22 protein-coding genes are annotated in these 23,235 nt (G+C 73.7%); 11 read left to right on the plus strand and 11 right to left on the minus strand.

From position 1 onward, the window contains the following. Window positions 1-158: 158 nt before the first annotated feature. The gene (locus AC3ERT_RS24390) at window positions 159-710 is read right to left on the minus strand and encodes a YceI family protein (RefSeq protein WP_335970593.1); all 552 of its coding nucleotides are present in this window, start codon (window positions 708-710) and stop codon (window positions 159-161) included. Between the two features lie 107 nt (window positions 711-817). On the opposite strand from AC3ERT_RS24390, the gene AC3ERT_RS24395 reads away from it, so the two are divergent. Further along, complete coding sequence (locus tag AC3ERT_RS24395; RefSeq protein ID WP_435128522.1) at window positions 818-1,318, plus strand: MarR family winged helix-turn-helix transcriptional regulator; 501 nt, start codon at window positions 818-820, stop codon at window positions 1,316-1,318. Between the two features lie 288 nt (window positions 1,319-1,606). Here the strand turns inward: AC3ERT_RS24395 and AC3ERT_RS24400 are convergent, their stop codons facing one another. The 3 genes from AC3ERT_RS24400 to AC3ERT_RS24410 all read right to left on the minus strand — a co-directional run bounded on the left by AC3ERT_RS24400 (window position 1,607) and on the right by AC3ERT_RS24410 (window position 3,820). Continuing rightward, window positions 1,607-2,668 (minus strand): PucR family transcriptional regulator, encoded by a 1,062-nt coding sequence (locus AC3ERT_RS24400; protein WP_435176837.1) that lies wholly within the window; start codon window positions 2,666-2,668, stop codon window positions 1,607-1,609. A gap of 265 nt (window positions 2,669-2,933) precedes the next feature. After that, complete coding sequence (tatA, locus tag AC3ERT_RS24405) at window positions 2,934-3,215, minus strand: Sec-independent protein translocase subunit TatA (RefSeq protein WP_335970590.1); 282 nt, start codon at window positions 3,213-3,215, stop codon at window positions 2,934-2,936. A gap of 272 nt (window positions 3,216-3,487) precedes the next feature. Then, a complete protein-coding gene (locus AC3ERT_RS24410) occupies window positions 3,488-3,820 on the minus strand; it encodes a cupin domain-containing protein (RefSeq protein ID WP_435176809.1) in 333 nt (110 codons plus the stop codon). A 295-nt stretch (window positions 3,821-4,115) separates the two neighbouring features. Here AC3ERT_RS24410 and AC3ERT_RS24415 point away from each other — a divergent pair, with 295 nt between their 5' ends. Further along, complete coding sequence (locus AC3ERT_RS24415) at window positions 4,116-7,172, plus strand: AfsR/SARP family transcriptional regulator (protein WP_435176811.1); 3,057 nt, start codon at window positions 4,116-4,118, stop codon at window positions 7,170-7,172. A gap of 99 nt (window positions 7,173-7,271) precedes the next feature. Here AC3ERT_RS24415 and AC3ERT_RS24420 read toward each other — a convergent pair whose 3' ends face one another. Beyond that, the gene (locus AC3ERT_RS24420) at window positions 7,272-7,949 is read right to left on the minus strand and encodes a hypothetical protein (protein ID WP_435176813.1); all 678 of its coding nucleotides are present in this window, start codon (window positions 7,947-7,949) and stop codon (window positions 7,272-7,274) included. 217 nt (window positions 7,950-8,166) lie between these two features. On the opposite strand from AC3ERT_RS24420, the gene AC3ERT_RS24425 reads away from it, so the two are divergent. Further along, on the plus strand, window positions 8,167-9,861 hold the full coding sequence (locus tag AC3ERT_RS24425; RefSeq protein ID WP_435128531.1) for an MFS transporter: 1,695 nt from the start codon (window positions 8,167-8,169) through the stop codon (window positions 9,859-9,861). Between the two features lie 51 nt (window positions 9,862-9,912). Here the strand turns inward: AC3ERT_RS24425 and AC3ERT_RS24430 are convergent, their stop codons facing one another. Next, the gene (locus tag AC3ERT_RS24430) at window positions 9,913-10,455 is read right to left on the minus strand and encodes a hypothetical protein (protein WP_435128534.1); all 543 of its coding nucleotides are present in this window, start codon (window positions 10,453-10,455) and stop codon (window positions 9,913-9,915) included. Between the two features lie 273 nt (window positions 10,456-10,728). Here AC3ERT_RS24430 and AC3ERT_RS24435 point away from each other — a divergent pair, with 273 nt between their 5' ends. The 3 genes from AC3ERT_RS24435 to AC3ERT_RS24445 are packed head-to-tail and all read left to right on the plus strand — an operon-like array spanning window position 10,729 to window position 13,627. After that, complete coding sequence (locus tag AC3ERT_RS24435) at window positions 10,729-11,505, plus strand: hypothetical protein (protein WP_435176815.1); 777 nt, start codon at window positions 10,729-10,731, stop codon at window positions 11,503-11,505. Between the two features lie 29 nt (window positions 11,506-11,534). Beyond that, window positions 11,535-12,890 carry a sensor histidine kinase gene (locus tag AC3ERT_RS24440; protein WP_435176817.1) on the plus strand — a complete coding sequence of 452 codons (1,356 nt, stop codon included), beginning with the start codon at window positions 11,535-11,537 and terminating at the stop codon, window positions 12,888-12,890. Next, on the plus strand, window positions 12,887-13,627 hold the full coding sequence (locus AC3ERT_RS24445; protein WP_435176819.1) for a response regulator: 741 nt from the start codon (window positions 12,887-12,889) through the stop codon (window positions 13,625-13,627). Before AC3ERT_RS24440 ends, AC3ERT_RS24445 begins: the two co-directional genes overlap by 4 nt. Window positions 13,628-13,783: 156 nt before the next feature. Here AC3ERT_RS24445 and AC3ERT_RS24450 read toward each other — a convergent pair whose 3' ends face one another. The 3 genes from AC3ERT_RS24450 to AC3ERT_RS24460 form a co-directional block, all read right to left on the minus strand. After that, window positions 13,784-14,197, minus strand: a complete 414-nt coding sequence (locus AC3ERT_RS24450) for an SPW repeat protein (protein ID WP_435128546.1) — start codon at window positions 14,195-14,197, stop codon at window positions 13,784-13,786. Window positions 14,198-14,411: 214 nt separating this feature from the next. Continuing rightward, window positions 14,412-15,134: a TetR/AcrR family transcriptional regulator gene (locus AC3ERT_RS24455; RefSeq protein ID WP_435176821.1), complete on the minus strand. Its 723-nt coding sequence runs from the start codon at window positions 15,132-15,134 to the stop codon at window positions 14,412-14,414. A gap of 93 nt (window positions 15,135-15,227) precedes the next feature. Continuing rightward, window positions 15,228-16,400 (minus strand): MFS transporter, encoded by a 1,173-nt coding sequence (locus tag AC3ERT_RS24460; protein ID WP_435176823.1) that lies wholly within the window; start codon window positions 16,398-16,400, stop codon window positions 15,228-15,230. 292 nt (window positions 16,401-16,692) lie between these two features. Between AC3ERT_RS24460 and AC3ERT_RS24465 the strand changes: the two genes are divergently transcribed. The 5 genes from AC3ERT_RS24465 to AC3ERT_RS24485 all read left to right on the plus strand — a co-directional run bounded on the left by AC3ERT_RS24465 (window position 16,693) and on the right by AC3ERT_RS24485 (window position 21,590). Then, a complete protein-coding gene (locus tag AC3ERT_RS24465; RefSeq protein WP_435176825.1) occupies window positions 16,693-17,382 on the plus strand; it encodes a DNA polymerase ligase N-terminal domain-containing protein in 690 nt (229 codons plus the stop codon). A 104-nt stretch (window positions 17,383-17,486) separates the two neighbouring features. Continuing rightward, window positions 17,487-18,431: a non-homologous end-joining DNA ligase gene (gene ligD / locus AC3ERT_RS24470; RefSeq protein WP_435128883.1), complete on the plus strand. Its 945-nt coding sequence runs from the start codon at window positions 17,487-17,489 to the stop codon at window positions 18,429-18,431. Window positions 18,432-18,484: 53 nt separating this feature from the next. Beyond that, complete coding sequence (locus AC3ERT_RS24475; protein WP_335970568.1) at window positions 18,485-19,204, plus strand: MgtC/SapB family protein; 720 nt, start codon at window positions 18,485-18,487, stop codon at window positions 19,202-19,204. A gap of 135 nt (window positions 19,205-19,339) precedes the next feature. After that, window positions 19,340-19,912 carry a MarR family winged helix-turn-helix transcriptional regulator gene (locus AC3ERT_RS24480; protein WP_335970566.1) on the plus strand — a complete coding sequence of 191 codons (573 nt, stop codon included), beginning with the start codon at window positions 19,340-19,342 and terminating at the stop codon, window positions 19,910-19,912. Further along, the gene (locus tag AC3ERT_RS24485; RefSeq protein WP_435128560.1) at window positions 19,902-21,590 is read left to right on the plus strand and encodes an MDR family MFS transporter; all 1,689 of its coding nucleotides are present in this window, start codon (window positions 19,902-19,904) and stop codon (window positions 21,588-21,590) included. The genes AC3ERT_RS24480 and AC3ERT_RS24485 overlap by 11 nt, the downstream gene beginning before the upstream one ends. Window positions 21,591-21,609: 19 nt before the next feature. On the opposite strand, the gene AC3ERT_RS24490 is transcribed toward AC3ERT_RS24485, so the two are convergent. Together AC3ERT_RS24490 and AC3ERT_RS24495 are read right to left on the minus strand one after the other, a co-directional pair. Next, window positions 21,610-22,461, minus strand: coding sequence for a COG4705 family protein (locus AC3ERT_RS24490; protein WP_435176827.1), 852 nt, complete (start codon window positions 22,459-22,461; stop codon window positions 21,610-21,612). Window positions 22,462-22,583: 122 nt separating this feature from the next. Further along, the gene (locus AC3ERT_RS24495) at window positions 22,584-23,219 is read right to left on the minus strand and encodes an RDD family protein (protein WP_335970564.1); all 636 of its coding nucleotides are present in this window, start codon (window positions 23,217-23,219) and stop codon (window positions 22,584-22,586) included. Window positions 23,220-23,235 lie beyond the last annotated feature (16 nt).

Below are 23,235 nucleotides of genomic sequence, written 5' to 3' on the forward strand. Positions count from 1 at the left end.
TTTCCGCATCCCGGCAGAGTTGGCGCCACCGAGATGTCCGGGTCCGCCTGCAACCGAAACGCGGGCGGCCGCCGCAGGCACCGGTCAGGCACCTGCGACGGCCGTCGTACGCGGGGAGGGGCGGGCGTGCCCCGGTCAGGCAGCGGAGATCAGGAAGCTCAGGCGTCGACCTTCGCGGCCTCGATCTCCAGGGCGATGCGGATCTTGTCGCCGACCGCGGCACCGGCCGCGCCGCCGGTCACGCCGAACTCGCCGCGGCTGATCTCGGTGGCGGCCGAGAAGCCGGCGATCGCGCTGCCGTCGAAGCTGGTGCCGAAGCCGTTCAGCTCCAGGGCGAGGGTGACGGGCTTGGTCACGCCGTGCAGGGTCAGGTCGCCGTCGACCTCGAAGACCTCCGCGGACTTGGCGCGGATGCCGGTGGAGGAGAAGGTCAGCTCGGGGAACTGCTCGACGTCGAGGAAGTCCGCGCCGCGCACGTGGGCGTCGCGGCCCTCGTTGTTGGTGCTCACCGACTCCGTCTTGATCACGGCGTTGACGGTGGACTCCAGCGGGTCCTCGGCGGTCACGATGGTGCCCTCGAAGGCCGCGAAGTGGCCGCGGACCTTCGAGACGCCGAGGTGGCGGACGTAGAACGACACGTCCGAGTGCACGGTGTCGATCTTCCAGGTGCCGGCGACGTAACCGTCGATCACTTCGGTCTGCGTGCTCATGGGGAGGGCTCCTCGGAATGGTACGGAGATCAGCAAGTCGTTTCGTTGAGCTTTCACACACACTACCTCGCTGGTATTGAGAGTTCAACCACCCGTATGCTGGGGACATGGACGACGTGCGCTGGCTGACCGACGAGGAGCAGGAGATCTGGCGGGCCTACATGACGTCGAGCGTGGAGTTCAACGCCTACGTCGACCGTCAGCTGCGGCGGGACTCGGGGATGCCCATGGCGTACTACGAGATCCTCGTGCGGCTGTCCGACGCGGACGGGCGGTGCCTGCGGATGAGTGAGCTGGCGGAGGCGTCGCTCTCCTCGCGCAGCCGGCTCTCCCATGCGGTGTCCGCGCTGGAGAAGAACGGGTGGGTGCGGCGGCGGCCCGCCGACGGGGATCGGCGGGGGTGGGTCTGCGAGCTCACGGCCGCGGGGTTCGAGGCGCTTGCCGCTGCCGCGCCCGGGCATGTCACGGCGGTGCGGGAGCATCTGTTCGACGTGCTCACGCCCGAGCAGCTCGATGTCCTGCGCGACATCGGGCGCGCGATCAGTGCGGGGTTGCGCACGGAGTGCGCTGCCGCGCAGGCGGAGGATGCGGCGGGGTGCGGGGAGTAGTTCCTGCCCCTCGGGGTGCGATGTCGTCCGCGGGTGCGTAGTGGCTTGTCGCGCAGTTCCCCGCGCCCCTGGGGGGTGCCCCTCGGGGTGCGATGTTGTCTGTGGGTGCGTGGGTGGCTTGGCGCGACCCTGGGGGGCTGCCCCTGGCGGTAGCCGTCCTCTGCGGGTGGGTGGTGTGCGCTGCGGAGCAGCTGCACATGGGCAGGGGCGCGGGGAACTGCGCGGCACGCCACAGGGGACCGGCACTCCGAGGACGGGCCGCAAGGGGCAGGACCCCGTCGGCGGGGGTCAGAGGGGGCGGGTGGGCCAGTTGAGGAGGCGGGCGCCGAGGGCGGCGGTCTCCAGGGTGTAGCGCTGGAGCGCGTCGTCGGGGTCGAAGCCGGTGAGGGAGGCGATCCGTTCGAGCCGGTAGGACAGGGCGCGGACGCTGAGGTCGAGCCGGCGCGCGGCCTCCGCGTTGACGTAGCCGGCGGCGGCGTACGCGGAGATGGTGTCGACCAGGGGCTGGGCGCCGCCGCGCGCGTGGACGAGCGGCCCGAGCACCGTGCGGACGAGGTCGGACATGGCCGCCCGGTCCCGCATGAGGACGGGGAAGACGAGCAGGTCGGCCGAGTTGAGCACGGCCCCGCCGAGCCCGAGCCGGTCCGCGAGGTCGAGCGCGCTGAGCGCTTCCTCGTACGAGCGGACCACCCCGGCGGCACCGCTGTGCGGGCGGCTGACGGCGACCCGCCCGGAGGAGGCGGCGAGCTTGACGAAGGCGTCGAAGGCGGGCTGCTGCCCGGTGGGGGCGACGCACACGATCCGGCCGTCCTTCGCGGCGACCAGCAGGTCGTGGTCGCCGAAGCGCCCGGCCAGCTCGCGTTCGACGCGGTGCAGCAGCGGGTGCGTCTCGTGGTAGTCCTCGCCGGCGGGCGCCGCGGCGACCCCCACCACATGGCGGTCGGCGAGCCGCAGCCCGAACCCCTCGGCCTGCTCGGCGATGCGCCCGGGGTCCGTACGGCCGTACAGCAGGTCGTCGATGAAGGTGCGGCGGGCCGCCGCGGCACGGCGCACCGCGTGCCGCTGGGCCCGGGCGTGGCCCTCGGCGAGGGCGGCGATCCCGGTCTCCAGCGCGGCGAGCACCGCGCTGCCGACCCGGCGCAGCTCGCCGGCGTCCCGCGCGCCGGCCACCCCCGGCAGCTGCGGCCAGGCCCGCCGGGCCTCGGCGAGGTGGACGGCGGTCAGCTCGCGCAGCCCGAACCCGGAGTCGGCGGCGTGCTCGCCCAGCACCCGGCGGCTCTCGCGCTCGGCGCGGGTGAGGGTGCGGCAGCTGCGGGATATCTCGGCCAGCGTCTCGGGGAATCCCGCGATGAACTCCGGAGGTACGGCACCGGTGCCGGCTCCGCCGTCCGCGCCGCGGCCGGTTCTGCCCGCGCGTTCCCGGCCCCCCGCGTGCCCAGCCCCCGTACCCGCCCCCGACGACACCACAGGCCCCCTCGTTCGCTTCCCGCACCCGGACGTCCTGAACGTACCAAGACTGCCGGGTCCCGGAAGCGGGGGGCCTGTCGATGGGCGCGCGCGGCCGCGGCGCCGATGGGCGGGGTCGGTGGTCGGGGCCGGTGGCCGGCCGCCGGTGCTACTTCACCGAGCCGGTCGCGGGCTCCTGCGTCTGGGCCTGGTTGGCCGTCACCACGTCGCTGGGCGTGATCGCCTCGGGCGCCGGGGTGGTGGAGGCGGTGGGCGCGCCGCCGGCGGAGCCGCCGTCGTCGGTCTTCATCGCCTTCGCCTCGGACTTCAGGATGCGCATCGACTTGCCGAGACCGCGGGCGGCCTCAGGAAGCTTCTTCGAACCGAACAGCACGATGACGACGATCGCCACCACGATCAGGTGCCACGGCTCCAACCCGTTTCGCAACATGGGATGATCCTCGTTTCGTTATGGCCGACTCACAGCTCTCTAGTGTCGCATTGTCACCCGGTCAGCCCTACGGACGGACACCCGGGTACTCAAAGCATGCGCAAAAAGCTCGTGAACGGGAAGACCCAGCCACCCTTTTCCCGCCTTCCGGACACCCGGGTGCGGTGCCGCCACCCCCGCCGTGACCTGCGCGGGAATGCCCGTACGCGGCCGGGCGGCGGGTTTCCGCAATGCTCCCGGTCCGCGTGACAAAAGCCACCGTTGCGGAGGTTTCAGCGCCGCTTCGTGACCGTCAGGAGCACCGCGCTGTCCTCCAGCGCCTCCACGCCGTGCCGGTCGTGCGGCATCACCAGCAGGTCCCCGGCCATCGCCTCCCAGGCGTCCTCCCTGCAGGTGAGCCGGACCCGCCCGCGCAGCACCAGCAGGGTCGCCTCACCCGGGTTCTCGTGGTCGGAGAGCACGGTTTGCGCGGTCAGCGCGATGAGCGTCTGGCGCAGTGCCTGCTCGTGGCCGCCGTAGACGGTCTGCGCGCTGCGTCCGTTGGAGGCGGCCGCGGCCTGGCGGAGGTGTTCGCGCACCTGTGCGTCCAGCGAGAATTTACGCATGGCCCGAGTCTGGCAGCGCGCGGGCCCGCGGCCCGGCAACGCCATGCCCGCACCTGGGTGGGAGCCGCGGCCGGGAAGGGGCGGGCGGTGTGTGGGTCCGGCCGCGACACCGGTTGCCCCCGTACCGCGGAAGGTGGGCTTCCGCACGCACCCGCGGCGGCCGGACCCGACGGCTTCATCATGGGGACGCCCGCCAACCGCCCGCTAACATGCGCCTAACGCTTCGTCCCCACCGGCCCCGTCCGGAAGCGAGCGGCGGGCCGCGGGCGAGTGATCCGGCCTGGGAGGTCCACGGATGCGGTTCGGCCTGCTCGGCACGGTCACGGTCGTCACCGACGACGACCCGGACGGCGACAGACCCGGCGGTATACCCCGCGGGCACCCCGGCGACGTACCCGGCGGGCGCCGCGGCCACATACCCAGGGGGAGCCCCGGCAGCGCTCCCCCGACGATCGGCTCGGCGAAGGTCCGGGCCCTGCTCGCCGCGCTGCTGGCCGCGCCCGGCCGCGCGGTGCCGCTGCACCAGCTGAAGTCCGCGCTGTGGGGCGACGCCCCGCCCGCCACCGCCACCGCGTCCCTCCACAACCACGTCGCCCGGCTGCGCCGGGTACTGCACGAGGACGGCCGCGACGGCTCCCGGCTGCGGGCCGCCCCGTCCGGCTACGTCCTGGACGTCGCCGACGGCGAGTTCGACGTGTGGACCTTCCTCGGCCACCACGCGGCCGCCCGCGGCGCGCACCGCGCCGCCGACTGGACCGCGGTGCTCCACGAGTGCCGGGCCGCACTGGCGCTGTGGCGCGGCGACCCGCTGTCGGACGTACCGCTGCGCTCCGACGCGCTGCGGGCGCTGGCCGCCCATCTGACCGAGGCGCGGCTGCTCACCCTGGAGTGGCGGTTCGACGCGGAGCTGGCGCTCGGCCGGCACCAGGGCCTGGCCGCGGAACTGGCGGGCCTAGCCGCGGCGCACCCGATGCGCGAGACCTTCCACCGCCAGCTCATGCTGGCACTGCACCGCACCCACCGCCAGGCGGAGGCGCTCGCCGTCTACCACCGGCTGCGCCGCACCCTGGTCGAGGAGTTGGGCGTCGAGCCCGACATCGCGCTGCGCACCGCCTACCAGGAGATCCTGACCGCGCCCGCGGACCCGAAGGAGCCTGCGGCCGGCGGCGCGGGCGGTACGGGCGGCGCCGAGGTGACGGCCCACTCAGCCGCGGAAACGGCACCGGGCACGGATACGGCGGCGGCCGGGACGGGGGCCCAGGCGGGGGCCGGGGCCGGGGCTGGGGCAGGGGCAGGGGCAGGGACCGGCACGGGGGCCGGGTCACCGTCGCAACTCCCCGCCGACACCCCCGACTTCACCGGGCGCGCGGCCGAACTCGACGTACTGCTGGCCGCGTTGCGCGGCGGCCCGGAAAGGCGCGGGCCCCGGATCGCAGTGGTCTCCGGCATGGGCGGGGTGGGAAAGACCGCGCTCGCCGTCCGCGCCGCGCACCTGCTGCGGGCGGAGTTCCCCGACGGCCGGCTCTACGCGGACCTGCGCGGCTTCGGCGCCGGTGACGCCCGCGACCCCGCCGACCTGCTGGCCCGCTTCCTCGGCGACCTCGGCGCCGACGGGCAGCCGCTGCCCGCGGACCCGGACGACCGGGCGGTGCTGTGGCGCGACGCGCTGCACGGGCGGCGGGTGCTGCTGATGCTGGACAACGCCGGCGACGCGGCCCAGGTGACGCCGCTGCTGCCGGGCGGCGGCGACGTCGCGGTGGTCATCACCAGCCGGCGCGCCCTGGGCGAACTGCCCGGCGCCACCCGGCTGACGCTGGAGCCGCTGTCCGCGGGCGAGCAGCGGGAGTTGCTGGTCTCGCTGTGCGGCAGCCGGCGGGTGGCGGCCGAACCCGAGGCCGCCGCAGGGGTGCTGGCCGCCTGCGGCGGGCTGCCGCTGGCGCTGCGCATCGCCGGTGCGCGGATGGCGGCCCGCCCGCACTGGCCGCTGAGCGCGCTCGCCGCGCGCCTCGACGGCCCGGACGGCGCCCGGCTGCGTGCCCTGTCCACCGGCGGCCTCGCGGTCCGGGACACCTTCGCGATGAGCTACGTGGCGATGCGGGACAGCCCGACGTCCGCGGACCGGGCGGCGGCGGAGGCGTTCCGGACCCTCGGGCTGTGGCCGGGCGACGGCCTGGACGCACCGGCCGCGGCCGCACTGCTCGGGCTGAGCTCCGCGGACGCGGCCGACGACGTCCTCGAAGCGCTCGTCGACGCCCACCTGCTCCAGGCGCCCCGGCCGGGCCGGTACCGCTTCCACGACCTGGTCGGCGAGTTCGCCGCGGAGTGCGGGCGCGCCGAACTCACCGCCGGGAAGCGCCGGTCCGCGCTGCGCCGCGTCACCGTCTGGTACGCCGCCACCGTCGCGTCCGCGCTGGCCGTACTCGCGCCCGAGGGCCACCCGTTGCCGCCGCTCGACGAGCAACCGCCCCTGCCAGCGGTCGGGTTCGCGGGCGACGAGGACGCGCTGCACTGGTGTGTCCGCGAACTGCCCGCGATCAAGGCGGCGCTGACCGTCGCGGTCGCCAACGGCTGGTCCGACGTGGCCTGGCGCACCGCGGCCGGACTGTTCGGCTACGCGCAGGCGTACTGGTGGAACGGCGAGTGGACCGCCTGCCTGGAGGAGGCGATGGCCTGCGTCACCGCGCGCGGCGACGCGCTCGGGCTGGCCTGGATGCACAGCCGGCTCGGCGTCGCGCACGGCATGGCCGAGCGGTACGGGCCGAGCCTTACGCACCTGCTCGCCGCCCGCAGCCGCTTCGAGGCGTCCGGCGACCTGCACGGCGTCGCCGCGATCCTCACCAACCTCACCGCCCTGTACCGCAGTACGGGCGAGTACGGCCTCGCGCTGGAGCACGGCCGCCGCTCGCTCGCTTTGCACCGCTCGCTGGGGGCGGTCGACCGGGTGGCCACGGTGCTGGGCAACCTCGGCGACACCCACCTGTTCGCCGGCGACCCGGTGGCCGCCGAGGAGTGCTACCGCGAGGCGCTGGCCGCCTGGCGCGCCCGAGGCTCGCTGACCAGCATCTCCCGCACCCTCACCAGCCTCGCCGAGGCCAAGCTCGCGCGGGGCCGCCCGGCCGAGGCGGTCGACGCGCTCACCGAGACCCTGGCGCTGCTCGACCGGCTGGGCGACCGCGCCACCGCGGCGGACGTCCTGGAGGTGCTGGGCCGCGCCCACCTGGCGCGCGGCGACCGCGCGGCGGCCCGCGCCTGCTGGCAGGAGGCGCTGGACCTGGCCCGGGCGCACCGCCTGAGCGCGGAGGAGGCGGCGGTGCTGCGCGGCCTGGCCGCCCTCGACGCCGCAACGACGTAGGCCGTGTCCGCCAAGTCCCGTCTCAGGTACGGGGCTTCGCGGACACGGCCCGGCGCCGGGCGGGCCGGCCGGCCCGCGCGCGCGACTCGCCGGTGCTGCTTACGGGTGGTACTTCTCGGCGATGGTCACCGCGGCCGCCAGCGAGGAGTCCAGGGTGACGCGGACGGTGACGGCACCGGTCTTCGCGGCGGTCTCCAGCTGGTCGATGGTGCACTTCGTGGTGCCGTAACCGTTGCTGTCCATGGTCACGTTGCCGTCGTCGGCGCCGCAGATGGCGGCCGCGCCGAGGATCGTGGTGGCGTTGGAGATCATGAACGCCTGGTCGGTGCCGCCGTTGTCCGGCTTGACGAGCAGCTTGCCGGGCGCGAGGTAGCTCATCTTGCCGACCAGCGTGCTCTGCTGGCCGTCGTCGCTGCCGCCGGAGGAGCTGGAGGAGCCGGAGGAGTCCGAGGACTCGACGGCCGGGCAGGTGCCGGTCTCCTCACCGATGCTGTTGATCTCGGCGTTGGACCGCGGGTCGCCCGCGTAGTTGATCTGGTCGGTGCACTTCACCCCGGACTGCTTGGCGGCGCCGGACTGCGAACCCGAGGACGAGCCCTTGCCGTTGTCGGACGACGTGGAGGCGGCGGGCTGACCGGCCTGCGCGGTGCTCGTGGCGGCCGGGGTGCCGGTGGAGGCGGCGTCGGTGGCGTCCTCGGGTCCGCACGCGGTCAGCGCGAGCCCCGCGACGACGAGTACGGCGGCCGACAGTCCCCAACGAGCAGTCCGGATACGCATGGTGTCCCTCTTTCACTTCGGCGCTTCCCCCACCGGAAGCGGTGGCGGTGCGGGCGGCCCGAGCCCCTCACGAGGTGCCCGCCCTGCTGACAAGATGACCTTGGCACGGCTCATCCGCCCAAGTCAGCGCCTGTTACGTCCCCGTGGCACAACGCCATCGGCGTGACGACAATCGACACAGGAGCATCGCGGGAACCCAGGGAGAGGACCATCCGACGTGTCCGAACAGCAGCCGCCGCCCGGCCCCGGTGCCCGCCCCGACCGCTACAAGTGGGTGGCGCTGTCCAACACCAGCCTCGGGATGTTCATGGCGATGGTCGACGCGTCGATCGTCATCATCTCGATGCCCGCGATCTTCCGCGGCATCCACCTCGACCCCTTCGCGGCGGGCAACATCAGCTACCTGCTGTGGATGATCATGGGCTACCTGCTCGTCACCGCGGTGCTCGTGGTGAGCCTCGGACGGCTCGGCGACATCGTCGGCCGGGTGCGGATCTACAACCTCGGCTTCGTCGTCTTCACCCTCGCCTCCGTCGCGCTCTCCTTCGACCCCGCGCGCGGCACGCACGGCGCGCTGTGGCTGATCGGCTGGCGGATCGTCCAGGCGCTGGGCGGCGCGATGCTGATGGCGAACTCCGCGGCGATCCTCACCGACGCCTTCCCGGCCCGCCAGCGCGGCATGGCCCTGGGCATCAACCAGATCTCCGCGCTGTCCGGGCAGTTCATCGGGCTCGTGCTCGGCGGGCTGCTGTCGGCGTGGGACTGGCGCGCGGTGTTCTGGGTGAACGTCCCCGTCGGGATCTTCGGCAGCATCTGGGCCTACCGCTCGCTGCGCGAGATCTCCACCCGCAACCCGGCCCGCATCGACTGGTGGGGCAACCTCACCTTCGCTGCGGGCTGCGGGCTGGTCCTGGTCTCCATCACCTACGGCATCCAGCCCTACCGCGGCCACACCATGGGCTGGAGCAGCCCCAAGGTGCTCACCGGGCTGATCGGCGGCGGTGTGCTGCTCCTGGCGTTCGCGCTCATCGAGACCAGGGTCGCGCAGCCGATGTTCCACCTCGGGCTCTTCCGCGACCGGCACTTCGCCGCCGGGAACGCCGCGGCGCTGCTCGCCTCCGTCGCCCGCGGCGGCCTCCAGTTCATGCTGATCATCTGGTTGCAGGGCATCTGGCTGCCGCTGCACGGCTACGCCTTCGAGGACGCCCCGCTGTGGGCCGGCATCTTCCTGCTGCCGCTGACCGCCGGATTCCTGCTGGCCGGCCCGGTGTCGGGAACCCTCTCCGACCGGTTCGGGGTGCGCTGGTTCACCACCGGCGGGCTGGTGCTGTTCGGTTCCAGCTTCGTCGGGCTGCTCCTGCTGCCGATCGACTTCCCCTACTGGGCGTTCGCGCTGCTCATCCTGCTCAACGGGATGGGCTCGGGGATGTTCTCCGCGCCCAACACCTCGGCGATCATGTCGAGCGTGCCCGCCTCGCACCGCGGCGCGGCCTCCGGGATGCGCTCCACCTTCCAGAACTCCGGCACCTCGCTGTCGATCGGCGTCTTCTTCTCCCTGCTGATCGTCGGGCTCGCCGACCGGCTGCCGCACACGCTCCAGGCCGGGCTGCGCGCCCAGGGCGTGCCCGCGGACGTCGCCCACCAGGCGGCGACGCTCCCGCCGGTCTCCACGGTCTTCTCCGCGTTCCTCGGGGTGAACCCCGTAGAGACGCTGCTGAAGCCCTCCGGGACACTGGCGGCCCTGCCCGCGAAGAACCGCGACGTGCTCACCGGCAAGGAGTTCTTCCCGCACCTGATCTCCGCGCCCTTCCACCACGGCCTGGTGATCGTCTTCGCGACCGCGGCGGGCATGTCGCTGCTCGCCGCCACCGCCTCCGCCCTGCGGGGCACCCCGGGCGGTGCGCCGGAGTGACCCGTCCATGACCGTCCCGGACCGGCGCGGACCGGCGCGGACCGGCGCGGATCAGGCGGAGGCCAGCGCCGCCGGTCCCGCGCCCCGGCCCTGCCGCCGTACGGCCGCGGCCTGCGCGGCGAGGGTGAGCGTACGGGTCAGCGTCATCGCCACCGCCATCAGCAGCAGCGCGTCGGTGAGCGCGTCGGCGGTGACCCGGTGCGCCAGCATCCAGTGCCCGAGCTGCGCGGAGAACCAGTGCTCCGAGCCGTACGAGAAGGCCGCGCGGGCGCCGATCACCACCACCCACAGCGCCGCGTACGCCCATCCGGTACGGCTGACCGGCCGCCCGGTGCGGGGGCTGCGGTAGACCTGGGTCAGGCCCGCCGCGCACAGCCCGCACGCCGCCCCGACGACCACCGCGACCACCTCCACCCCCAGCCCGTATCCGCGGGTGGCGGGCGACTCGACGAACAGCGGCACGATCGCGGCCGCCATCAGCAGCGGCCGCAGGATACGGAAGGCGCCGACCTTGCGGTGCGGCCCGAGGTCCGCCTCCAGCACGGCGAAGAGGACGGCGGCGTTGATCACCATGGCCTGGGTGAGCGTGGACATGAGCGGATTCCTGTCATCGAGGCCGGACCTGGGCCGGCCGTGGCGTACGCGGCGCCCACAGACTCGCCCCCGCACCGGTACGACCGCGCCGTAGCGCGGGGCGAGATCCGGGGTGACCGGCGCCGCCCGCCCGCCGCGCGGTCACCCCGCGCCCTCACCCCCGGGATCACCCCGCGCCTCACCCCGCGGTGTGACGCCCGCGCCCGCCCCGCTCCGTAACGTCGCCGCCGACGGGCCCGACCGGGCCGCCGACACCCACCGGAGGAGCTTCCCGTGCTCGAGGTACTGGCCGTGATCGCGATCGTGGCCTACGTGATCGGTCGCCAGCTCCTCGGCGAGTCGCTGCGCGGCAAGCGGGTCCTGCTGCTGCCCGCGATCCTCGTGGTCGTCGGCCTGACCCGGCTCGACAGCGGCAGCCACCCTGTGCGCGCGGCCGACATCGCGTGCCTGGTCGTCGGCGGTCTGATCGCGGCGGCGATCGGCGCCGGCCAGGGCGCGATGATGCGGCTGGAGAACCGCGAGGGCGGCCTGTGGGGGCGGATGCCGGTCCGGGGCCTGCTGCTGTGGGCCGCGCTGCTCGCCTCCCGGCTGGTCATGACGCTCCTGGCGAGCGCGCTGGGCGCCCACGTCGCCGCCTCCACCGCGCCGGTCGTCCTGCTGCTGGGCGTCAACCGGCTCGGCCAGGCCGCGATCATCACCCGCCGCGCCCTGACCGCGGGCATCCCCTTCGCCCGCGAGAAGGACGGCTCCGTCTTCCTCGCCGGCCGGCTCTCCGACCTCGGCGCCCGCCTCACCGGCCACGACGACGCCGCCCCGCACCGGCCGCGGGCGCCGTACGAACGGCAGGACGACCGGTACGGCCAGGGGTCCGACCAGGCGTACGACCACGGGTACGGTCACGGCTACGACGAGGGTTACGGCCAGGGGCACGGCCCGGCGTACGGCCCGGGCTACGGCGGCCGGTACGGCGCCCCCGACCACGGCGGCCGGGGCCACCGCGACGACCGCCGGAGCCGGGTCGGCCGCCGGGCCGCACGGCGTTTCCTGTGACGGCCGCACCCGCGACCACCGCCACGACCATGCCCACGACCGGACCCGCCACCGAGCCCGACCCGCAGCCCGACGACCCGCAGCCCTGCTCCCGGGCCGATGCCCGTACTACCGGCCCCGCGCCCGCCGCACAGGGCCGGGTCGGGGTCCGGCCGGGGCCCGGCCACGACCCGGCCGACTATCGTGCCGATGTGCTGACCTCCGCGACCTGGCTGATCCGCGCGAGCGCCTACGTCCTGTTCGGTGTCGACCTGTTCACCCACCACGCCTACGGCCCGGTGGAACACCCCTCCGTCGTGGCCGGCTACCTGCTGTCCGGGGCGCTCACCCTCTGGGCCCTGCTGCTCACCCGTGACGAGCACACTGTGCGGCGCACCGTCGTCCAGTCGCTGGCCGCGTCGATCTCGACCGCGGTGGCGGTCCAGCCGGGCGCGACCACGCTGGTGGGCGTCGCCATGATCGCCGTCATCGACGCGGCCACCGGCATCCGGCACTTCGAGGGCTGGTGCGTCTTCGCCTCGGCGGTGCTCGCCGCCGAGGTGGGCCTGCTCTTCAGCGCCGCCGACCCGAAGGCCGCCCAGGGCATCCCGCTGCTGCTCGCCGTGGGCCTGCTCTCGGGCTTCAACCGCCGCGCCTACCGGGTCCGGGCCGAACAGAACAAGGCGCTGCTCGCCCAGGCCGAACGGCTGCGCGCCGAACAGCGCCGGGTCGCCGTGCTCGACGAGCGCACCCGGATCGCCCGCGAGATCCACGATGTGCTCGCCCACTCGCTCGGCGCCCTCGGCATCCAGATCCAGGCCGCCCGCGCCCTGCTGACCGACCACCAGGACACCGACCGGGCGGTCGAGGTGCTGACCACCGCGCAGCGGATCGCCTCCGACGGGCTGACCGAGACCCGCCGCGCCGTGCACGCGCTGCGCACCGACACCCCGCCGCTCGCCGACGAACTGGCGCGGATGGCCGCCACCCACGAGCAGCGGCACGGGAGTACGGTGACGCTGACCGTGGCCGGCGGCGCGACGGCGCTGCCGCCGGACCAGGCGCTGGCCTTGGTACGCACCGCACAGGAGTCGCTGACCAACGCCGCCAAGCACGCGCCGCACCGGCCCGTGACCGTCGATCTGCGCTATGGGGACCAGGACGTGACGCTGACCCTCACCAACCCGCTCGGCCGCGGCGCCCCGCCCCCGGACGACCCGCCGCGGGACGGTGCCGCACCGGCCGGGCCGGGCGGCACCGGCTTCACCACGGTGGACGGCGGCTACGGCCTGACCGGGATGCGCGAGCGGCTGCTGCTGCTCGACGGCACCCTCACCGCGGGCCCGGTGGACGGCCGCTGGCAGGTCACCGCGCGCGTGCCACGACACGCGCGGGCCACGGCATGACCGGCGCTCCTCCCGCGGCCGGTGGCGCCGCCGGTGCCGCGGCCGGTGAGCCCGCGCTGCGCGTGGTGGTCGCGGACGACCAGGCCGCCGTCCGCGAAGGGCTGGTGCTGATGCTGGACCTGCTGCCGGGCATCGACGTGGTCGGGTCGGCGGCCGACGGGCGGCAGGCGCTGGAGGTGGTCGCCGAGCAGCGGCCGGACGCGATCCTGCTGGACCTGCACATGCCGGTGATGGACGGCATCGAGACCACCCGCCGGCTCACCGCGGACCACCCGGACGTGGCGATCGTGGTGCTCACCACCTACGCCGACGACCGGTCGGTGCTGGAGACGCTGCGGGCCGGCGCGCGCAGCTACCTCACCAAGGACGCGGACCGGCTGCACATCGCGCAGACGCTGCGCAGCGCCACCGCTGGGCTGACGGTGCTGCACCCCCAGGTGCAGGCCACCCTGCTGGCCGCGACCGGCCCGAACGCCGCGCCGGACTCCGGTACGGCGCCCGAGGCGGACCCCGACGGGGAGCCGGCGCGGCGCGGCGCGCTCCCGGACGGGCTGACCCGGCGCGAGGCCGAGATCCTGACGCTGATCGCCCGCGGCCGGAACAACGCCGAGATCGCCCGCGACCTCTTCCTCAGCGGCAACACCGTGAAGACCCACATCAACCGGATCTTCGCCAAGACCGGCTCCCGCGACCGCGCGGCCGCCACCCGCTACGCCCGTCAGCACGGCCTGGACTGACCCCCGCACAGCTCCCCCGCACAAGTGGCCCCGAACAACGGGCCCCGGACACACACGTGGGCGGCCCCTCCGATCGAAAGGGAGGAGTCGCCCGCGCTTTTCTCTCCGGTGCGCTACTGGCTTTTCTTGCCGACCGCTCTTACGAGCGGGCACCGGTCAGGTACGGACCCTTCGCTTCATCAGGCCCATGCCCATGGTGGCCAGACCAAGCAGGCACGCAACACCACCAACTACCGCGTTGTTCCAGATCGTCTTGTGGATATCGGCGTTACCCGACACCACCCACGGGGCGATGATCGTCCACACGCCGATCGCGATCGCGACCCAGCCGAGTCCGTGGGTCCGCTCCAGAACCGAGCCGTACCCCATGGCCAGCACGGCCAGGGCGATGCCCACCACGAGGTTGGTGACCCGCAGGCTGGTGAGGCCCGTGAAGCCCACCACCCAGGGCGAGATGGCCAGATACAGGCCGGTGAGCAGGCACAGGCCCTCGATGACACCGGCCATCGGCTTGTTCCCCACCACCGCGTACTGGTCCCGCAGGGACCTGATGTCCGGGTGGTCCTCCATGGTGGAGCGCGTCGACGGAGACGTCGGCGAATGAGTCGAATCGGTGGCCATCTAAGCCACCTCCCTTTCGCATGTGCAGTCGCTTCTGACGCCGGATGTCCTTCGGTTCTCCATCCCGAAGCTGCCGCATCCTTACTCAGCGTAAAACTCCTGGCGGCTTTGTGGCCACCCGACGCCGTGACGGTTTGCCCGCATTGGCGGTCCTTTGGACTGCCTACCCAGGGGTCCCGGGTCGAACACGCCCCAAATCCGCATCGATCGCAAGTTTTGCGATATTCGCGGCGGCCGCCGCATCCGATACCGGAGTCGCCGCCTCGCCGTCCGCGGGCGCCACCTTCGGCGCGGCGTCCACCAGCACGGCGGCCGCCTCGCGGGCGACGGACGCGGCCGTGGGGTCCCGGTCCAGCTGGGAGCTGAGGGTGGCGCCGTCGTAGAGGAGGTGCAGCTGACGGGCGAGGCCCTGGGGGTCGGCGACCCCCGCCTCCGCGGCGAGTTCGGCGAACAGGCCCCGCATCCAGGCGCGGTACTCGTCCGTCGCCTTCTCCACGGAGCCGCCGCGCGGCGCTTCGGCGCTGGCCGCGGCGAACGCGCAGCCGTTGTACCCCGGGGAGGTGATCAACTCGCCCTGCGCGTCGAACATGCCGAGCAGCCGCTCCCGCGGGGTGCGGAACCGGGTCAGGACCCGGGTGATCCGGTCGACGCTGCGCTCCCGCCGGTAGTCCAGGTAGGCCCGGACCAGGCTCTCCTTGCTGCCGAAGCAGTTGTACAGGGACGCCTTGGCCACCCCGGCGTGCTCGATGACGCGGTCGATGCCGACCGACTGCACGCCTTCCGCGTAGAACAGCTCGTTGGCCGCCAAGAGCAGGCGTTCGCGGGCGGAGGTCCTCGCCGGCCTGGACTCCTTCGCCGGTCCTTCCGGCACGGCCTTCTGCACCATCCCGATCACCTCTCAGACAACCCTGTCTAGTCTATCGCGGCACCGTACCGGAGGAACGGTCCGACGGCCGGGTATTCGGCCCGGCGCGCCGGGTCAGCTCTCGCGGACCGCCTGCGGAGTGCGGCGGCCGAACAGCAGGGCGGCGAGCGCCGCCGCGGCCAGCACGATCACCGCGGCGCCGTACTCCCGGACGGTGTCGAGCAGACCGCCGCCATGGACCACCAGCACACCGGCGATCACCGCGGGCACCCCCATGCCGAGGTAGGAGACCACATACAGCAGCGAGAGCACCCCGGCCCGTTCGTGCGGCTCCACCAGCGGGACGACCAGGCGGATACCGCCCTGGAACCCGGCGCCGAAGCCGAACCCGGCCACCGCGCTGCCCACGAAGAAGCCGGTCACCGCACCGGCGCCGCCCCCGCCCGAGCCTATGGACAGCACGGTCACGGCCACCCCGACGATCAGCGCGATCACGCCGGCCACCATCACGGTGCGGCTCGCGGTCTCCCGCAGCAGCGGCACGGACAGGGCGGCGGCCCCGGCCAGCACGAACAGCCCCAGCCCGCCGTAGACCACCGAGTCGGAGTGCACCAGGCGGCTGGTGATCGCCGGGCCGAGCGAGCCGTAGAAGCCCGCGAGCGACCAGACCGCGAAGAGCACGGGCGCGGCGACGGCGATCGCACTGCGCGCGGAGCGCGGCAGCTTGATCTCCGGCACCATGCTGGACAGCGCGCCGTGCTTGCGGGTCACCGGCTCCCGGAGCGCCGCCACGCCCAGCGCCTGGAGCGCGAAGATGCCGAGCAGCAGGTAGTAGACGAGGTGGGTGGGCGCGGGCAGGAACCGCACCACCAGCCCGGAGGCCAGCGCGCCGACCGCGGTCCCGATCGGGGGCGCGAAGGAGTTGGCGACCGAGCCCTTGATCCGGTCGATGTCGAGCAGACCGGCGCCTATCGCGCCGAGCGCGGCACCCGTCGCGACGCCCTGGACCACCCGGCCCGCCATCAGCACGCCGACCCCGCCCGCGGTGGCGAACACCACCATGGCGACGGCCTGCGCGGCGAGCGCGACGAACAGCACGGGCTTGCGCCCTATGTGGTCGGAGATCTTTCCGAAGATCAGCAGGGACACCAGCACCGCGACCGCGTAGACGCCGAAGACGACGGTGGTGGTGATCGGCGAGAAGCCCCACTCGCCTTGGTACACCGCATAGAGCGGGGTGGGGGCGCTGGAGGCGGCGAGCAGCGAGATGATGATCGACGCGAGCAAAACCAGCGCGGCGGTGGGTCCGAGATGCCGCCCACCGCCGGCCGCCGCACCTGGCGCGGCACCCGGCGCCGCAGGCGTCGGCGCACTCCTCCTCCGGGTGGCTGCCTCACTGGCCGGGGGGACGGACATGGCTTCTCCCTTGTGAATCCCTCGGGGAACTGAACAGACCTGTCTAGTAGCTTGTTCTGAGACTAGACAGACAGGTCTACCCATGTCAAGGCGAGGTTTGTCCGCCGTACGAGTGGTCAGCCGACAGGAAGGCAGCACCGAGCCGCACCCGCGAGGAGGCGCCGTGACCACCGACCGCCGGGCTACCCGCGGCGACCGCCGCCGCGACCGCCTCGCCACCTATCGCCGCAAGCGCGACTTCGCCCGTACGGCCGAGCCACGCGGCGGCGGCACTCCCGCCGGCGGCGGCCCCGCCTACGTCGTTCAGATCCATGACGCGACCCGCACCCACTTCGACTTCCGGCTGGAGGTCGACGGCGTGCTCAAGTCGTGGGCGGTGCCCAAGGGGCCCTCGACCGACCCGCGGGACAAGCGGCTCGCGGTGCCGACGGAGGACCACCCCATGGAGTACCGCGACTTCGAGGGGGTCATCGAGGCGGGCGAGTACGGCGGCGGGACCGTGATCGTCTGGGACACGGGCGGCTACCGCAACGCCAGCACCGACCGGTCCGGCCGCGAGATCCCCTTCGCCGAGGCGCTGGCCCGCGGCCACGCCTCCTTCCGGCTGGTCGGCGGAAAGCTGCGCGGCCGCTGGTCGCTGACCCGCTTCCGGTCCGGCGAGCCCGGCACCGAGGACGACAGCGGGCACGCCAAGGGCGAGGCGTGGCTGCTGGTCAGGGCGGCGGAGGAGGACGTGCGCCGCGCCCGGCGCCGCGGCACCCCCGACCCGCACCTGGCCCGCAGCACGCGGACCGGCCGCACCCTCGCGCAGGTCGCCGAGGCGGGCGGCCCGACCTGGCACTCGGACCGTTGACCCCCGCCGCCAGGGGCGCCGGCCCCGTCCCGTCCGCCGCGGCGGTGCCCGCGCACCTGTTGCGCCCGGCCGACCCGGCGCGGGCCGGGGTGCCGCCCGCGCCGATGCTCGCCACCCCGAGCAACCGCCGTTCGTTCGACGACCGCTGGCTGTTCGAGCGGAAGCTCGACGGGGTGCGGGTGCTGGCCGTAAGGGACGCGGACGGGGTGCGGCTGCTGTCGCGCACCGGGCGGGACCTGGGAGCGACGTACCCCGAGGTGGTGGCGGCGCTGGCGGCGCAGCCCTGCGCGGAGTTCACGGTGGACGGCGAGGTGGTGGCGCTGCGGGCGGGCCGCACGGACTTCGCGCGGCTCCAGCAGCGGATGGGGCTGACCGACCCGCGGGCGGTGCGCGCCAGCCCGGTGGCGGTCCACTACTACGTCTTCGACCTGCCGGCGCTGGCCGGCTGGGACACCACCCGGGTGCCGCAGCGGACCCGGAAGGCGCTGCTGCGGGACGCGTTGGAGTTCGGCGGCCCGCTGCGGTACACCGCGCACCGCAACTACGACGGCGACACCCCGGCGCTGCTCGCGGACGCCTGCGCGCGGGGCTGGGAGGGGCTGATCGCCAAGCGCGCGGACGCCGCGTACCAGCCGCGCCGCTCGCACGACTGGCTGAAGCTGAAGTGCCTGGCCGGGCAGGAGTTCGTGGTGGGCGGCTTCACCGAGCCGTCGGGCTCGCGGATCGGCTTCGGCGCGCTGCTGGTGGGCTACCACGACAACGACAGCGGCGCGGGCGGCGCGCTGCGCTACGCGGGCAAGGTCGGCACCGGCTACCGCGACCGCCTGCTGCGGGAGTTGCGGGCGCGGCTGGAGGCGCTGGCCCGGCCGTCGTCGCCGTTCGCCGACCCGGTGCGCGAGCGGGCTGCGCACTGGGCGGAGCCGGTGCTCGTGGCGCAGGTGGCCTTCACCGAGTGGACCGGGGACGGGATGCTGCGCCATCCCCGCTTCCTGGGGCTGCGGGACGACAAGGACCCGGCGGACGTGGTCCGGGAGGCGCCGGCCGATTGAATGTTCGGGCGCGGGGATGCCGTTGCCGCGGCGGCAGTTACTACAGTGACGGGATGAATGTGGCGATGTGGGGTGAAGCGGCCGGCCAGGGCTGGCCGCAGATCGGGGAGTTGGGGCTCGCGTTCGTCCTGTCGGCGGCGATCGGCCTCGAACGCGAGGTGCGTCAGAAGAGCGCGGGGATGCGGACGCACACGCTCGTCGGGCTCGGTTCGGCGTTGATCATGCTGGTGTCGAAGTACGGTTTCGGCGACGTGCTCGGCGGCCACACCGTGCTGGACCCCTCGCGGGTGGCGGCGCAGATCGTCTCCGGGATCGGCTTCATCGGCGGCGGGCTGATCTTCGTCCGGCAGGACGTGGTGCGCGGGCTGACCACGGCGGCGGTGGTGTGGATGACGGCCGCGATCGGCATGGCGGCGGGCGCGGGGCTGCCGGTGCTGGCGCTGGTGGTGGCCGCCGCGCACTTCGTGATCGTGCTCGGCTTCGCGCCGCTGGCCGCCCGCATCCCCGGTTCGACCCGCTCCCCCGCGTGGCTGCGGCTGGACTACGAGGACGGCCGCGGGGTGCTGCGGACCGCGCTGGAGTCCTGTACGAACATGGGTTTCAACGTCGTCGACCTGTCCGCCGAGCACGACCACGAGCCGGAGCAGCGCGGGACCGTCACGGTGTTCCTGACCGTGCAGGGCCCGCGGCCGGTGGTGGAGCTCGCGTCGGCGCTCGCGGAGCTCAGGGGCGTACACCGGGTGAGTACGACGCAGGACGACGCGATCGAGTAGCTTCCGGACGCCCCTGCTTACTCAGTTGCTTGCCCCCAGCAATTAATATAAGTTGCTGAAGGCAAACAAATACTTATCGGACAACAGGGGGCGAGGGCGACGGATACCGAAACGGACGCGGCCGACCCTTCCGACGTGATACAGGAGAGCGCGGCCGTCGGCGACGAGATGGCGCGGCTGACGCGGCTGATCGGCGCCTGGAAGCAGCGGGCCCGGGACGAGGGCTGGGGCGACCGGGTGCTGCTGGGCCGGCTCGCCGAGGGCGGCCCGCGCCGGGCCACCGACCTGGCCGCCGACACCCTGCTCGACCTGTCCACCGTGAGCCGGCAGATCCGTTCGCTGGTCGAACGGGGCCTGGTCGAGCGGCGCCCCGACCCCGAGGACGGCCGCGGCGCCCTGCTCTCCCCGACCGGGGAGGGGCTCGCCGCCGTGCAGCGCTACCGCGCGCAGCGCGACCAGAAGCTGGCCGAGGCGCTCGCCGCCTGGCCCGCCCGGGACCGCCGGGAACTCGGCCGCCTGCTGGCCCGGTTCAACGACGACTTCGGCGAGCAGTACGTACGGCCCGTGTGCGCGCCGGGCCACGACCGCGTGCCGGCCCCCGCGCAGGGCGCCGGCGCGCCGGGCGGCACCGCCGCCCCCTCCGACCTCAGCACCGCCACCGGGCCCGCATCCCGGGTCAGATCCAGGAGAACGTCACGTGAGCAGTAGCAGCCGGACCTCACCACCGTCAGGGGCGGCCCCGGAGCCGGCGGCGCCCGCGGCCGCCGCCGCGCCGGGCGGGCTGACGCACCGCCAGATCCTGACCATCCTCAGCGGCCTGATGCTGGGCATGTTCCTGGCCGCTCTCGACCAGACCATCGTCAGCACCGCGATCCGGACCATCGCCGACGACCTGCACGGGCTGAACCAGCAGGCGTGGACCACCACCGCCTACCTGATCACCTCGACCATCGCCACGCCGCTGTACGGCAAGCTGTCCGACATACACGGCCGCAAGCCGTACTTCATCGCGGCGATCAGCATCTTCATCGTCGGCTCGGTGCTGTGCACCTTCTCCACCTCGATGATCGAGCTGGCGGTCTTCCGGGCCTTCCAGGGCCTCGGGGCCGGCGGTCTGATGTCGCTGGCGCTGGCGATCATCGGCGACATCGTGCCGCCGCGCGAACGGGCCCGCTACCAGGGGTACATCCTGGCGGTCTTCGCCACCTCCAGCGTGGCCGGCCCGCTGATCGGCGGGTTCCTCGCCGGGCAGAACTCGGTGCTGGGCATCGCCGGCTGGCGCTGGGTCTTCCTGGTCAACGTGCCGATAGGGATCATCGGGCTGTTCGTGGTCGCCCGGGTGCTCAACGTGCCGCACACCCGGCGGGACCACCGGATCGACTGGTGGGGCGCGCTGACCATCGTGGTCGGCCTGGTGCCGCTGCTGCTCATCGCCGAGCAGGGCGAGACGTGGGGCTGGCTGTCGACGCGCGCGCTGCTCTGCTACGTGATCGGCGTCGTCGGCGTGGTGGCCTGGATCTTCGTCGAGCGCGGGATGGGCGACGAGGCGCTGATCCCGATGCGGCTGTTCCGCAACAACGTCTTCAGCCGCACCAGCCTGCTGAGCCTGCTCGTCGGCATGGCGATGTTCGGCGGGCTGCTGATGATCCCGCAGTACCTCCAGATCGTGAAGGGCGCCAGCCCGACCCGGTCGGGCCTGGAGATGCTGCCGCTGATGCTCGGGATGATGGCCGCCTCGATCGGCACCGGCCAGGCCACGTCGCGGACCGGGCGCTACAAGATCTTCCCGGTGATCGGCACCGCGCTGATGGTCGTGGCAATGCTGCTCTTCCACTTCAAGGTGCAGTGGGACACCCCGCTGCCGGAGACCATGGGCTTCATGCTGCTCATGGGCGCCGGGCTCGGCCTGACCATGCAGACGCTGGTGCTGTCGGTGCAGAACGCGGTGCCGCCGCAGGACATGGGCACCGCGACCGCGTCGGCGACGTTCTTCCGGCAGCTCGGCGGCACCGCGGGCACCGCGATCTTCCTGTCCGTGCTGTTCAGCACGGTCGGCGGGAAGATCACCACGGCGCTCGGCAAGGCCAAGTCGCACCCGGACTTCCAGAAGGCGGTCGCCGCGCACCCGGACGCGCTGTCACCGAAGAGCGCGAAGTCGGTGGTCACCGACTCGTCGTTCCTCAAGCACCTCGACCCGGCGCTGGCGGCGCCCTTCAAGCAGGGCTTCGCCGACTCGATGCACCTGGTGTTCATCATCGTCGCCGGGGTCGCGCTGCTGGCGTTCCTGCTGATGCTGACGATCAAGGAGGTCCCGCTGCGCCGGCTGTCCGGCGCGCAGGCGCGGGCCCAGGCCGAGGCGGAAGCGGCGGCGGCCACGGAGCTGTGACCTGACCCCGCCCCGGCGGTCAGTGCAAGGCGGTTTCCCGTACCCCCGGCCGGGGGCTCGGGGAGCCGCCTTTGCGCTGCGGCGAGCGGAGGGACAGCAGCGTGATGAGCGCCGCGATGAGCAGCCCGAGGACACCGCTGACCGGGCCGGTGCCCCAGCCGAGGCCGCCGTGGGCGGTGGAGGCGCCCATCCAGTCGGCGAAGGAGGCGCCGAGCGGGCGGGTCAGCACGTAGGCGGTCCAGAAGGTGGCGACCGGGTCGGCCCGGAAGCCGAACCGGGCCGCGGCGGGCACCGCGATCAGCGCGGCGAACAGCACGCCGGAGGAGAAGTAGCCCAGGTGCAGGCCGCCCGCGGTGAGGTCGCCGACGGCGGTGCCCAGCGCGAACGTGGCCAGCACCGTCGCCCAGTAGTAGGTCTCGCGCCGCCGGGTGCGGATGCTGTGGATCGACAAGGTGCCCTCGCTGCGGTACCAGGCGGTGAGCAGCGCCGCGAGGATCACCGCGAAGGCGGCCGCCGAGACCGCGTAGGGCACGCCCGCCACCACGTGCACGACGTCCGCGGCCATGGTGCCGAAGACGCTCACCATGACGATCGCCGACCAGTACGTCCACGCCGAGTAGCGGGTGGCGCGGAACTGGAGCGCCAGCAGGCCGGCCAGCCCGAACAGCCCGATCGCCCCGGCGCCGACCGGCCCCAGGACGCGGCCGAGGTAGTCCGAGGTGGTCTCGCCCATTCCGGTGGTGAGCACCTTGGTCAGCCAGAACAGCGCGGTGGCCTCGGGTACCTTGGACAGGGCCAGTTCGGCCCCGGCGCCGACGGCCGCCCCCGTCCTGCCCGCGCCGCCACCGCCGCCGTGTCGGGACCGCTTCACGAGGCCGCCGCCTTCCTGGCGCCGCGCGGCGCCGTCCTACCAGCCATGTCTGACTACAGGACTGTAGACGGAAAACGGCGGTGGTGAGTTCCCGGGGTCGGCGTCCGGGGGAAGGCCCGAGGTCAGCGGCCGGGCGGGCGGCGGACCACGACCGTGCGCGCGGCGGTGTCGAACGTGCTGTGGTGGTACGGCCGCCGGGCCAGGACGTGGCCGAGCCGGCTGAGCACGACCACCACGTTGACCCCCGGGACCAGCCAGCCCAGGGTCGCCATGGCGCGGGCCCGCCGTACCGCCTGCCGCCAGGTCGGGCGGGTGTGGCCGTCCCACAGCCGGGCCAGCCGCAGCCCGGTGAGCAGCATGCCGGGGGTGCCGCCGCACAGGGTGGCGAACACCGCGCCGTAGCAGGTCAGCCAGCCGAAGCCGAGCAGCCAGAAGGCGAGCAGGAAGCAGCCCTGGCCATGGCGGTCGACCGCGTACTGGAGCGCGGCGGCGAGCGCGCCGGGCACCGCCAGCGAGGCCGCGGCGATCAGCAGATCGAGCAGGAGCGCGGTGAACCGCCGGGCGGTGGGGGCGAGTTCGACGGTGGTGACGTCACGGCCGCCGTTCGGCGCCCGCCCGGCCAGCCCCGCGCACGCGTACGCCGTACGGGACCGCTCGGGGGGTTCGGCGGTGAGCGGGTGCCGCCTTCGCTGCGCCTCGCGGGCCCGTTCGGCCCGTGCGATCCGGTCCGCGCCGCGCGCGCCCTCCAACGACCCCATCGCTCCCCGCTCTTGA

The sequence above is a fragment of the Actinacidiphila sp. bgisy145 genome (assembly GCF_057708125.1).

Excerpts from the sequence above, each read along its gene's own strand:
- AC3ERT_RS24420 (WP_435176813.1), bottom strand. The coding sequence starts at position 7,949 with ATGCGTATCCGGACTGCTCGTTGGGGACTGTCGGCCGCCGTACTCGTC.
- AC3ERT_RS24395 (WP_435128522.1), top strand. The coding sequence starts at position 818 with ATGGACGACGTGCGCTGGCTGACCGACGAGGAGCAGGAGATCTGGCGG.
- AC3ERT_RS24455 (WP_435176821.1), bottom strand. The coding sequence starts at position 15,134 with ATGGTGCAGAAGGCCGTGCCGGAAGGACCGGCGAAGGAGTCCAGGCCG.
- AC3ERT_RS24450 (WP_435128546.1), bottom strand. The coding sequence starts at position 14,197 with ATGGAGGACCACCCGGACATCAGGTCCCTGCGGGACCAGTACGCGGTG.
- AC3ERT_RS24440 (WP_435176817.1), top strand. The coding sequence starts at position 11,535 with ATGCCCACGACCGGACCCGCCACCGAGCCCGACCCGCAGCCCGACGAC.
- AC3ERT_RS24430 (WP_435128534.1), bottom strand. The coding sequence starts at position 10,455 with ATGTCCACGCTCACCCAGGCCATGGTGATCAACGCCGCCGTCCTCTTC.
- AC3ERT_RS24475 (WP_335970568.1), top strand. The coding sequence starts at position 18,485 with ATGAATGTGGCGATGTGGGGTGAAGCGGCCGGCCAGGGCTGGCCGCAG.
- AC3ERT_RS24415 (WP_435176811.1), top strand. The coding sequence starts at position 4,116 with ATGCGGTTCGGCCTGCTCGGCACGGTCACGGTCGTCACCGACGACGAC.
- tatA (WP_335970590.1), bottom strand. The coding sequence starts at position 3,215 with ATGTTGCGAAACGGGTTGGAGCCGTGGCACCTGATCGTGGTGGCGATC.
- ligD (WP_435128883.1), top strand. The coding sequence starts at position 17,487 with ATGCTCGCCACCCCGAGCAACCGCCGTTCGTTCGACGACCGCTGGCTG.
- AC3ERT_RS24410 (WP_435176809.1), bottom strand. The coding sequence starts at position 3,820 with ATGCGTAAATTCTCGCTGGACGCACAGGTGCGCGAACACCTCCGCCAG.
- AC3ERT_RS24390 (WP_335970593.1), bottom strand. The coding sequence starts at position 710 with ATGAGCACGCAGACCGAAGTGATCGACGGTTACGTCGCCGGCACCTGG.
- AC3ERT_RS24495 (WP_335970564.1), bottom strand. The coding sequence starts at position 23,219 with ATGGGGTCGTTGGAGGGCGCGCGCGGCGCGGACCGGATCGCACGGGCC.
- AC3ERT_RS24445 (WP_435176819.1), top strand. The coding sequence starts at position 12,887 with ATGACCGGCGCTCCTCCCGCGGCCGGTGGCGCCGCCGGTGCCGCGGCC.